Source organism: Oscillibacter valericigenes, from assembly GCF_016902445.1.
Lineage (GTDB): Bacteria > Bacillota > Clostridia > Oscillospirales > Oscillospiraceae > Oscillibacter > Oscillibacter avistercoris.
In genome coordinates this window covers 144,460-154,897 of record NZ_JACSNX010000004.1, presented here as the reverse complement: position 1 = coordinate 154,897, position 10,438 = coordinate 144,460, and the positions used below count along the sequence as shown (strand labels likewise).

Sequence of the window (10,438 nt, the reverse complement as noted above, 5' to 3'; positions counted from 1 at the left end):
CCCCGCCGCGCCCCGCGCGGTGGGGAGAGGAGGAGCAAGGGAGCGGGCGCAGTTTTCGCCGCAGGCGGAAACGGAGCTGAGCGGACTTTGCGACGACGACAATGGGGGGTGCATCTGCCCAGCCATCAGCATGGCTGTCATTCCCGCGTCCAATGGGACGTCCCCCTGAGCCCCCCCGCATCCAAAAATTTTCCCATTTTTGTGAAAACAAAACCCTTCTCCAGATTCTCTAAGGAATAGAGAGCAGAAAGGAGGCCCGCCATGGATCACGATGAATTCGCCCGCCGGGCGGAAGCCCTCCGGGCACGGCTGTACCGGACGGCGTATCTGTACCTGGGCAGCGAGGCCGACGCTCTGGAGGCCGTGGACGAGGGCGTCTACCAGGCCCTGCGGGCGCTGAAGCAGTTACGGGAGCCGGCGTTCTTCGAGACCTGGCTCACCCGGATCGTGCTGAACGAGTGCCACCGGGAGCTCCGCCGCCGCAGGCGACTGGCGGGTGAGGAGACCCTGCCGGACACCGCCGGGCCGGACGCTTACGACGCCCTGCCGTTGAAGGATGCCATCCGCCGCCTGCCGGAGGAATTACGGGCAGTGGTGATCCTGCGGTTCTTCGCCGGATACACCCAGGCGGAGACCGCCCGGGCGCTGAACATCCCCCAGGGCACCGCGGCCACCCGCCAGCGGCGGGCGCTGGCCCTGCTGCGGCTGGAACTGGGAGAGGAGGGAGACACATGACCCGAAATGAGGAGTATCAGGCCCTGCTCCAGGAGCTGGAGGCCACCCCGGCGGCCCTGGACACCACCGTGGAACGGGCCCTGCGCCGCCGGAGGCGAGACCGCCGCCTGCGGTTCTTCGGCGTTCCGGCGGGGAGCCTGGCGGCCTGCTTCATCGCCTTCGTGCTGCTGGTGAACCTGTTTCCGCCCTTTGCACGGGCCTGCGGCGGCGTGCCGGTGCTGCGGGCGCTGGCTCAGGCGGTTGCCTGGTCGCCGTCCCTCTCCGCCGCCGTGGAGAACGACTACGTCCAGCCCATGGGCCAGTCCCAGACGGTGAACGGCATCACCGCCACCATCGAGTATGTGATCGTGGACCAGAAGCAGGTGCACATCTTCTTCACCCTGGAGGGGACGGGGTACGAGAGCCTCTCCGCCGAGCTGCCGGAATTTACTCCCAGGCAGCGCTGCTCCGTGCTGTCGTCCGACTTCCGGCAGCCGCCGGGGACGCTGCTGCGCTTCACACTGGACTACCAGGACAACGACGTTCCGGAGGGCTTCACCATGGCCTTCGGCGTCACCGGGGAGACGGAGACGGAACCGGAGAACGCCCCCGCCGCGCCCAGCCGGTCCATCCTGGACGAACCGGAGCGGGAGGAGCCGGACATCCTGGCATCGTTCGCCTTCGATCTGGCCTTTGACCCTACCTACACCGCCCAGGGGGAGCTCGTCCCGGTGAACAGTACCTTCCAGCTGGACGGCCAGACCCTGATGGTGAAGGAGGTGGAGGTCTATCCCACCCACGTCCGTGTGAACGTGGAGGGGGCGGCGGACAACACCGCCTGGCTGAAGGACCTGGACTTCTACCTGGAAAACGAGGACGGGGAGCGGTTCGACTCCATCTCCAACGGCGTCTCCGCCACCGGAGACCCGGATACACCGGCCATGAAGTCCTTCCGGCTGGAGAGTCCCTACTTTGCGGACAGCACGCATTTGACCCTCCACATCACCGGCGCCACCTGGCTGGACAAGAACAGGGAGCGGGTCCGGGCGGATCTGAAAAACGGCACGGTGGAGTGGCTGCCGGAGGGAGTGACGGTGCAGGCGATACAGCACCGGGAGAACGGCTGGATGCTGACCTTTGATGTGACGGCACCGGCGGACATCCACAAGCAGGTGTTCGCCAGCCGGTACTACGACGAGGCCGGGACGAAGTATGACATGGACAACTTTGGCTGGAGCGTTCTGGACGACGGCCACGGAGAGGCCTATCTGCCCCTGAGGGACTATGACCAGGACACGGTGCTCCTGGAGCTCAATTGGTCCCACACCACCCAGGCGGAGGTTCCGGTCACGATCCCCATCAAATAAGATAAAAGTAAAGAGATAAGAGATAAAAGATCCACCTGCCGTGTCAGAGGGGACGATCTTTTATCTCTTATTTTTTATCTCATATATCTCATATCTCATATCTTTTAGGTTGCTTCTCTCCCCGAAATTTGCTATACTGATAAAGTATGTAAACTGGAGGGGAAGCGCCATGCGGATCCTGGGCATCGACCCCGGCTACGCCACCATCGGCTTCGGCCTCATCACGGCGGAGCGGGCACAAGTGCATATGGTGACCTACGGCGCCATCACCACCCCGGCGGGACTGCCCCTGTCGAAACGGCTTTACCAGATCGGCACGGACATGGAGGACTTGATCGGCCAGCTGAAGCCGGACGTCATCTCCATCGAAGAGCTGTTCTTCAACACGAACCTCACCACCGGCATCGCCGTGGCCCACGCCCGGGGCGTACTGCTGTACACGGCGGAGAAGTGCGGCATCCCGCTGCACGAGTACACGCCCTCCCAGGTGAAGATGGCGGTGGTGGGCTACGGCAAGGCGGAGAAGCGCCAGGTGATGGACATGACCCGCCGCCTGCTGCGTTTGAAATCCGTCCCCAGGCCCGACGACGCGGCGGACGCCCTGGCCCTGGCATTGTGCCACGCCCGGAGCGCCACGTCCCGCCTGCCCCAGCAGGACAGCGGGGTCAAGGAGACAGTCTGAACAATTAGGAATTAGGTGTTAGGAATTAGAAATTTTAGTGTCCGGCGGAGCCGGACCAATTGAAATCGTTCCGCCTGCGGCGGAACACAATCATTCCTAATTCCTCATTCCTAACTCCCAAGGAAGTGTGATCGAATGTTTTACTACTTAGACGGCACCGTGGCGGAGATCCTGCCCTATCTGGCGGTCATCGACTGCGGTGGGGTGGGGTACGCCTGTAAAACCACCAACTACACCCTCTCCCGGCTGAAAAAGGGCCAGCGGGGGAAGCTCTACACCTATCTGGACGTGGGGGAGAACGCCTTCGGTCTGTACGGCTTCGCCACGCAGAACGAGCTGAACAGCTTCAAGCTGCTGATTGCCGTCAGCGGCGTGGGGCCCAAGGCGGCCCTGGCCATCCTCTCCACCTCCACGCCGGAATCCCTGGCCATGGCCATCGTCACCGGCGACGAGAAGAGTTTGACGGCGGCGCCCGGCGTAGGCAAGAAGCTGGCCCAGCGGATCATTCTGGAGCTGAAGGACAAGATGGCCAAGGAGAGCGCCGTCACCGGGCTGGACTTCTCCGGCGGGGGAGCCGTCAGCGCCCCGGCCTTCACCAGCAAGGCGACGGAGGCAGCCCAGGCCCTGGCGGTGCTGGGCTACACCAGCGCCGAGGTGTCCATGGCGCTGAAGGGCGTGGACGTGGAGAATCTGCCTCTGGAGGAGATCATCCGCCAGAGCCTGAAGAAAATGGTAAAATGAGGTGGATGAATTGGGTACCAAGATCTTAGCGGTCGTACTGATGCTGGGCGCCGTCGGCATGGCGGTCCCCACCATGCTGTACGGCATGCGGTTTTCTGTGCTGTTCAACCGGGGCCGTCAGCAGCACGATCTGAACGACCAGGAAAAGCGCCGCCGGAACAAAAACGGCGTTCTCTTCGGCATTTGCCTGTGCTGCGTGTACGGCCTTGCCTGGCTGGCGGTGCAGGTCTTTAAGATGTGAGGCGGCCATGGCAAAATACGAGTGCACCATCACCGGCGATTTTGACGGCGTCCTCCGCCGCCTCCACGACGGCGTGATGAACGGCAGCGCCTCCGCCAGCTACGAGGACGGCAGCGACTACCGTTCCGGGGATTTTCGCTGTGCCGTCCGGGTGTATGAGCGGTACAGCTGGTCCGGCGGCAATCGGGTCAGCATGAGCATGACTCTGGCTGGCCGGGGAGATGAGCTGTTTCTCTCTGCCATTACCTCCGGCGGCAGCCAGGCCATGTTCTTCAAGGTCAACACCTGGGGCGAGGAGGCATTCCTGGACACCCTCCGGGACGTGCTGGAGCACCTGTGAGCCGCCCCGGGACCTGACAGCACCCCACGAAAAAGGGAAGTGACACTTTGAGCATCGACTTTGGAAACGACATCTACGAGGAGCCCATCGTGGCCAAGACGTTCCTGCAGGAGGACGCACAGGAGGGCTCCCTCCGGCCCAAGACCCTGCGGGAGTACATCGGCCAGGAGAAGGCCAAGGAGAACCTGAACATCTTCATCCAGGCTGCCCAGAAGCGGGGGGAGGCGCTGGACCACGTGCTGCTCCACGGCCCGCCCGGCCTGGGCAAAACCACCCTGGCCGGCATCATCGCGCAAGAGATGGGGGTCAACATCCGCATCACCTCCGGCCCGGCCATTGAGAAGCCCGGCGACCTGGCGGCGCTCCTCACCAACCTGAACGAGGGGGACATCCTGTTTGTGGATGAGATCCACCGGCTGAACCGGTCGGTAGAGGAGATCCTGTACCCGGCCATGGAGGACTACGCCCTGGACATCATCGTGGGCAAGGGCCCCAGCGCCAACTCCATCCGGCTGGACCTGCCCAAGTTCACCCTGATCGGGGCTACCACCCGGGCGGGGCAGTTGTCTGCGCCCCTGCGGGACCGGTTCGGCGTAACGCTGCGGCTGGAGCTGTACACGCCGGAGGAACTCAGCGAGATCGTCACCCGGTCTGCCGGAATCCTGAACGTGGACATCGTGCCGGAGGGGGCCTATGAGATCGCCCGCCGGAGCCGGGGCACGCCCCGGATCGCCAACCGGATGCTGCGCCGGGTGCGGGACTTCGCCCAGGTGAAGGCCGACGGCGTCATCACGAAGGATGTGGCGGACCAGGCTCTGTGCGCCCTGGAGATCGACCATCTGGGGCTGGACCCCATCGACCGGCGGATGCTGGGAGCCATCATCGAGAATTACGGCGGCGGCCCTGTGGGCCTGGAGACGCTGGCGGCCACCATCGGTGAGGAATCTGTGACCCTGGAGGACGTATACGAGCCGTACCTGATGCAGCTGGGCTTTCTGACCCGGACGCCCCGGGGGCGATGCGTGACGCAGAAGGCGTATCAGCATCTGCACATGCCCATTCCCGGCGGCATGACGGCAGAACCGCCGGATATGGAGCAGCTGAGCCTGTGAGGCGAGCCGCTTGTCTCCGGCTCAAGCGCCGCCGCTTGCGGCGGCTGCCTCCGGCATGTGCCTGCGGGCGCAGTCCTTTCAGCAAAGCCGAAAAGAAAATGAGGGGCACATCGTTCCAGCCGGCGACGCAGCATTTTTCCGTCCAATGAGGCGGTTCCATCATATGAAACGAACGAGGTAATGATATTATGGGTAAATTATTTGGCACTGACGGTATCCGCGGCGTAGTGGGGGAGAACCTCACCGCCGATATGGCCTTCCGGGTGGGCCAGGCCATCGCCACCGTGCTGGAAGAGGAGAAAGGCAGCCGCCCCACCTTGGTGATCGGCAAGGACACCCGCATCTCCTCCGACATGCTGGAATCCGCTCTGATGGCAGGCATCTGCTCTGTGGGAGGCGACGTGAAGCCGGTGGGCACCATACCCACCCCCGCAGTGGCATACCTCACTGTACAGGAGCGGGCGGACGCGGGCATCGTGATCTCCGCCAGCCACAACCCCTATGAGCACAACGGCATCAAGGTCTTCAGCGGCCAGGGCTACAAGCTCTCCGACGCGGTGGAGGGCCGGATCGAGGAGAAGATCCTCTCCCAGGAGCCCATGAAGGTGCGCACCCGGGGGGAGATCGGCCGCCGCCACCACGGCATGCGTCAGCTGAAGCGGGACTACATCGACTTTGTCGCCTCCACCATTGAGTCGGATCTGGCGGGCCTGAAAATCCTGGTGGACTGCGCCAACGGCGCTGCCAGCGCCACGGCGCCGGAGCTGTTCGGCCGCTTCAAGGCCCGGACGGACTTCATCCACCACGACCCGGACGGGGTGAACATCAACAGCCGCTGCGGCTCCACCCACATGGAAGATCTGGCCGCCTCCGTGGTGAAGGGGGGCTACGACATCGGCGTGGCCTTTGACGGCGACGCAGACCGCTGCCTGTTGGTGGACGAGACCGGCGCCACCATCGACGGCGACAAGGTCCTGGCGGTGTGCGCCATGGACCTGAAGCGCCGCGGGAAGCTGAACGGCAACGCTCTGGTGGCCACAGTGATGAGTAACCTGGGGCTCCACGAGTTCTGCCGGAACAGCGGCATCGACCTGATCTGCACCGACGTGGGGGACCGGAACGTGCTGGAGAAGATGCTGGAGAAGGACTACCGCATCGGCGGAGAGCAGTCCGGCCATACCATCTTCACCGACCTGGAGACCACCGGCGACGGCGAGGTGACGGCCCTCCAGTTCCTGCAGGTATTGGCCCGCTCCGGCGAGAAAGCGAGTTCCCTTGTCAGCTGCTGCGCTGTCTACCCTCAGGTGCTGGTGAATGTGGAGGTCCCCCACAGCGGCGGCGTGAAGGAGGCTATCATGGCATCTCCCGAGCTGGCGGAGGCCGTAAAGCAGGAGGAAGCGGCCCTGTCCGGCGCTGGCCGGGTGCTGGTGCGGCCCTCCGGCACGGAGGCCCTGATCCGGGTGATGGTTGAGGCCAAGACTACCGACGTCGCCCAGGCTGTGGCGGACCGCTTGGCGGATTTCATCAAATCGCAAAAAAAATAAAAATTTGTTTCTTGAATTTTTTTACAAATTGCTTGACATTTCACCAAATAGACAGGTATAATACGATATGTACAGTTCTAACGAGAAGACGCCCCAGCCCCTGGACCAGTGCAGTGACGAAATGCTCTGCACCCTGGCTGCCGGCGGCAGCCGCGACGCAGAGGAAGCTCTTGTGGCGCGGTATAACCGACTGGTCCGCAGCTGCGCCCGCCCCTTTTTCCTGGCAGGCGGCGACAGTGAGGACCTGACCCAGGAGGGCATGGTGGGCCTCCTCAAAGCTGTTCGGGAGTATGACGCCTCCAAGGAGGCATCCTTTCGGACCTTCGCAGAAATCTGCATACGAAACCGGCTGTATTCCGTTCTCCGCGCCGCGGCGCGGGATAAGCATCTGGCGCTCAATCAGTCGGTTCCCCTGGATACACCCTTCTTTGATGCCAATTCCTACACCTCTGGTACCAGCGATCTGACTCAGCGCGATCCCGAAGCGTATCTCATCGACAGGGAACATACCGCTGCCCTCTTATCCGGTGTCCGGAAACAGTTGTCCGAGTTTGAAGCAAAGATTTTGGGGTACTATTTAGACGGTCTTTCATGCAGGGAAATTGCCGAGACGGTAGGCAAGCCCCCAAAGTCCGTGGACAACGCCGTGCAGCGCATTCGGCGCAAGGTGGCACGGCAGCTTCTTTCCGGCGATCTCAGCGGAAGCTGAACGCAATATATTTTTCTTTTCAAAGAGAGGGTAACATCATGTACGAAGACAAGACCTTAGTGTGCAAGGAGTGCGGCAAGGAGTTCGTGTTCACCGCCGGCGAGCAGGAGTTCTATGCTGAGCGCGGCTTCCAGAACGAGCCCCAGCGGTGCAAGGCCTGCCGTGACGCCCGCAAGAACGCGGCCCGCGGTCCCCGGGAGTATTTCACCGCTGTCTGCGCTGCCTGCGGCGGCGAGGCCCGCGTGCCCTTCGAGCCCAAGTCTGACCGCCCCGTGTACTGCAGCGAGTGCTTCGCCAAGATGCGGGAGCAGCAGAGATAAACGATATCCGTTTTCGTCTCTTGCGAGAAGCGGCGTCCGAATGGACGCCGCTTCTTTTTATTTCAGCGCAGGCGGGAAGGGGTCTCTCTCACAGGGCCGTGCCCCGGGTGGGGACGTACAGCCCCGCCATGTCCACGCCCTCCAGCTCCAGCAGGAACTGCTTCTTGGCAACACCGCCGGCGTAGCCGGTCAGGCTGCCGTCGCTGCCCACCACCCGGTGGCAGGGGATCAGGATGGAGATGGGGTTGTGGCCCACGGCACCGCCCACGGCCTGGGCCGCAGCGGAGATGCCCCGGTCCCGGAGCTTTTGTGCCAGGGCACCGTAAGTGGTGACGGTGCCGTAGGGGATCTCCAGCAGGAGCTGCCACACCGCCTGGCGGAAGGAACTGCCCTGGGGCGCCAGCGGCGGCAGGGCAGGGAGGGGGGCCTTGGCAAAGTACGCCTTCAGCCAGGCTTCTGCCTCCCGAAAAACTGACAAGTCTTTTTCCTGTACAGTATCTGGAAGGCCAGCGCCGAAGTACTTCTGCCCCTCCAGCCACAGACCGGTGAGGGCCGTGCCGTCGGCGGCCAGGGTCAACGTACCCACCGGAGAGGGGAGCGTAGTCAGATATGTGATCATGATGACATCTCCTTTGTTCGATATGTGCCGGGGGAGCAGCCCAGCTCCCGCCGGAAAGCCCGGTAAAAGGCGGAGAGGCTCTCAAAGCCCGCCTCACCGGCCGCCTGGGCGGAGGGAAAGAACTGCACCCGGTCCCGCCGGGGCGGACGGGGGGGCAGGAGGGGCGGCAGAAGACGCCCGTGGAGGTGACGCCGTAGAAAAACACGCCGTCGAACCGCCGGTCGTTGGCGGCGACCGCCTGCCAGCGCTGGTCATCTGTCATGGACCGCACCTCGCTTTTTCTCCGGCGCCCGCTTGGCGGCCGGGTCCGTCAGCTCCGGCAGGGCGCCGCAGGCGATGGCCCAGAGATACAGGCTGGCGGTAGTTCCGTAGGGGCTGTATCGCTTCCGCAGGCGCCGGAAAAAGGCCGGGTCGATGGTCCGCTTCCGGTACAGCATCCGCATGCCCCGGAGGATGGCCAGGTCTCCCCAGCTGACCACGTCCGGCCGTTGGAGGCCGAAGATCAGCAGCATCTCCGCCGTCCAGGGCCCCACGCCCCGCAGGGAGGTAAGCTGGGCCAGCACCTGGCTGTCCTCCATCTCCGCCAGCGCCTTTAGGTCAAAAGCGCCGGACGCCACCTTCCGGGCGAATTCCAAAATGTACGACGCCCTCCGGTAGGTCATGCCCAAAGCCTGGAGGGACTCCACCGACATGGCGGCCACCGTCTCCGGTGAGAGGGGGGCCGCCGCCGTCTGGAGCCGCTGCCACACCGTCCGCTGTGCGGCCATGGACACCTGCTGGCCGATGATGTGGTGGAGCACGGAGGAGAAGAGGTCCGGGTCCACCTCCCGATGGATGGGACCGATCCGGTCGATGGCCGCTCCCAGTTTTGGGTCCCGGGTCCGCAGATGGGCAATCTCCGCCTCACCGTAAGGAAAGTCCATAGCGCCGCCTCCTCTTCCATGTCTGGTAAATCAAGTATAGCAGAGATGGCGGCGGATTTCTTCCCATTTTCGGATGTTTCATCGAAAAAAATTCCCGCCCTTGCATCCGGCAGCGGGGCGTGATACCATAGAACATCATAGAGGACAACGGGAAAAGGAGCGAGGCACATGCTGCTGGCCATCGATGTAGGAAATTCCACCACCTCCGTGGGGCTGTTTGACAGGGACAAGCAGCTGCGCTTTCTGGCGTCTCTGGACACGGACAGCCGCAAGACCGCGGACCAGATCAGCATCGACCTGATGAACCTGTTCACCCTCTATCACTTCCGGTTCGAGGACGTGACGGGCGCCATCCTGTGCAGCGTGGTGCCGCCGCTGAACTTCATGATGGAGAAGGCCCTGACCCGGCTGCTGGGCAAGCCCCCCATGGTGGTGGGTCCCGGCGTGCGGACGGGGCTGAACATCCGGCTGGCGGTCCAGTCCCAGGTGGGAGCGGACATCGTGGCGGACGCCGTGGCGGCGCTGGAGAAGTTCGAGCCTCCCATCGTCACCATCGACATGGGTACCGCCACCACTATCGGCGTCATCTCCGAGGGGCGGAACTATGAGGGCGGCATGCTGCTGCCGGGGGTCAATGTGTCTCTGGAGGCCTTGAGCCGCCGGGCGGCCCAGCTGCCGGCCATCTCCCTCCAGCACCCGAAGGTCCTCATCGGAAAGACCACGGAGGACTGCATGCGCTCCGGCATCGTCTACGGCACTGCCGGTATGCTGGACGGCGTCATCGACCGCATCCGGGAGCAGTTCCCGGGCCGGACCCTCAGCGTGGTGGCCACCGGCGGCAACGCCCCGGTGATCGTCAAGTACTGCCGGAACCACATCGTCTACGACAAGTACCTGCTGATGGACGGCCTGTGGGCCATCTATCAGAAGAACAAGTGAGGGGGAGGGAACTGCATGGCGATGTTGTTTGCCGTGGCCTTCTGGACCATCATCGCCGGGATCGCGGGGCTTGCGCTGGGCCCCGCCATCGGCATTATCTGCGCCATCGGCGTGGCGGCGGGATTCATCTGCTGGACTGTTCAGGGCCGGAAGAAGTGAGGCCCGATCGAGACAGGGGGGACATGCA

Annotated in this window: 15 protein-coding genes and 1 pseudogene; 12 read left to right on the top strand and 4 right to left on the bottom strand. The window is 63.5% G+C overall.

Translation table 11 applies throughout. From position 1 onward, the window contains the following. Positions 1-261 precede the first annotated feature (261 nt). The 10 genes from H9X91_RS05385 (at position 262) to H9X91_RS05340 (ending at position 7,770) form a co-directional block, all read left to right on the top strand. Positions 262-735, top strand: coding sequence for a sigma-70 family RNA polymerase sigma factor (locus tag H9X91_RS05385; RefSeq protein WP_204803295.1), 474 nt, complete (start codon positions 262-264; stop codon positions 733-735). Beyond that, positions 732-2,081, top strand: a complete 1,350-nt coding sequence (locus H9X91_RS05380; RefSeq protein ID WP_204803293.1) for a DUF4179 domain-containing protein — start codon at positions 732-734, stop codon at positions 2,079-2,081. Before H9X91_RS05385 ends, H9X91_RS05380 begins: the two co-directional genes overlap by 4 nt. Positions 2,082-2,250: 169 nt before the next feature. Then, on the top strand, positions 2,251-2,763 hold the full coding sequence (ruvC, locus tag H9X91_RS05375; protein ID WP_204803292.1) for a crossover junction endodeoxyribonuclease RuvC: 513 nt from the start codon (positions 2,251-2,253) through the stop codon (positions 2,761-2,763). A 135-nt stretch (positions 2,764-2,898) separates the two neighbouring features. Continuing rightward, entirely contained in the window at positions 2,899-3,504 is a 606-nt protein-coding gene (gene ruvA, locus H9X91_RS05370) for a Holliday junction branch migration protein RuvA (RefSeq protein ID WP_204803289.1), read from the top strand. A gap of 10 nt (positions 3,505-3,514) precedes the next feature. Beyond that, entirely contained in the window at positions 3,515-3,745 is a 231-nt protein-coding gene (locus tag H9X91_RS05365; RefSeq protein WP_204803287.1) for a hypothetical protein, read from the top strand. A 7-nt stretch (positions 3,746-3,752) separates the two neighbouring features. After that, positions 3,753-4,085: a DUF6054 family protein gene (locus H9X91_RS05360; protein ID WP_204803285.1), complete on the top strand. Its 333-nt coding sequence runs from the start codon at positions 3,753-3,755 to the stop codon at positions 4,083-4,085. A 47-nt stretch (positions 4,086-4,132) separates the two neighbouring features. Beyond that, positions 4,133-5,197 carry a Holliday junction branch migration DNA helicase RuvB gene (gene ruvB / locus H9X91_RS05355; RefSeq protein ID WP_204803283.1) on the top strand — a complete coding sequence of 355 codons (1,065 nt, stop codon included), beginning with the start codon at positions 4,133-4,135 and terminating at the stop codon, positions 5,195-5,197. 188 nt (positions 5,198-5,385) lie between these two features. Continuing rightward, the gene (gene glmM / locus H9X91_RS05350; RefSeq protein ID WP_204803281.1) at positions 5,386-6,741 is read left to right on the top strand and encodes a phosphoglucosamine mutase; all 1,356 of its coding nucleotides are present in this window, start codon (positions 5,386-5,388) and stop codon (positions 6,739-6,741) included. A gap of 67 nt (positions 6,742-6,808) precedes the next feature. Next, positions 6,809-7,450: a sigma-70 family RNA polymerase sigma factor gene (locus tag H9X91_RS05345; protein WP_204803279.1), complete on the top strand. Its 642-nt coding sequence runs from the start codon at positions 6,809-6,811 to the stop codon at positions 7,448-7,450. A gap of 38 nt (positions 7,451-7,488) precedes the next feature. Beyond that, positions 7,489-7,770, top strand: coding sequence for a zinc-ribbon domain containing protein (locus H9X91_RS05340; RefSeq protein ID WP_204803277.1), 282 nt, complete (start codon positions 7,489-7,491; stop codon positions 7,768-7,770). Positions 7,771-7,858: 88 nt separating this feature from the next. Here the strand turns inward: H9X91_RS05340 and H9X91_RS05335 are convergent, their stop codons facing one another. The 4 genes and pseudogenes from H9X91_RS05335 to H9X91_RS05320 all read right to left on the bottom strand — a co-directional run bounded on the left by H9X91_RS05335 (position 7,859) and on the right by H9X91_RS05320 (position 9,312). Then, the gene (locus tag H9X91_RS05335; RefSeq protein WP_420850731.1) at positions 7,859-8,386 is read right to left on the bottom strand and encodes a methylated-DNA--[protein]-cysteine S-methyltransferase; all 528 of its coding nucleotides are present in this window, start codon (positions 8,384-8,386) and stop codon (positions 7,859-7,861) included. Then, on the bottom strand, positions 8,386-8,517 hold the full coding sequence (locus tag H9X91_RS14785; protein ID WP_204803273.1) for a helix-turn-helix domain-containing protein: 132 nt from the start codon (positions 8,515-8,517) through the stop codon (positions 8,386-8,388). Before H9X91_RS14785 ends, H9X91_RS05335 begins: the two co-directional genes overlap by 1 nt. Before the next feature lie 5 nt (positions 8,518-8,522). Beyond that, a pseudogene (locus H9X91_RS14695) lies at positions 8,523-8,651 on the bottom strand (Ada metal-binding domain-containing protein); the annotation flags it as partial. Next, complete coding sequence (locus tag H9X91_RS05320) at positions 8,641-9,312, bottom strand: DNA-3-methyladenine glycosylase family protein (protein ID WP_204803271.1); 672 nt, start codon at positions 9,310-9,312, stop codon at positions 8,641-8,643. The pseudogene H9X91_RS14695 and the gene H9X91_RS05320, both read right to left, overlap by 11 nt. A 168-nt stretch (positions 9,313-9,480) precedes the next feature. On the opposite strand from H9X91_RS05320, the gene H9X91_RS05315 reads away from it, so the two are divergent. Beyond that, the gene (locus H9X91_RS05315) at positions 9,481-10,251 is read left to right on the top strand and encodes a type III pantothenate kinase (RefSeq protein ID WP_204803269.1); all 771 of its coding nucleotides are present in this window, start codon (positions 9,481-9,483) and stop codon (positions 10,249-10,251) included. A 15-nt stretch (positions 10,252-10,266) separates the two neighbouring features. Continuing rightward, entirely contained in the window at positions 10,267-10,410 is a 144-nt protein-coding gene (locus H9X91_RS05310; protein WP_204803267.1) for a hypothetical protein, read from the top strand. Positions 10,411-10,438 lie beyond the last annotated feature (28 nt).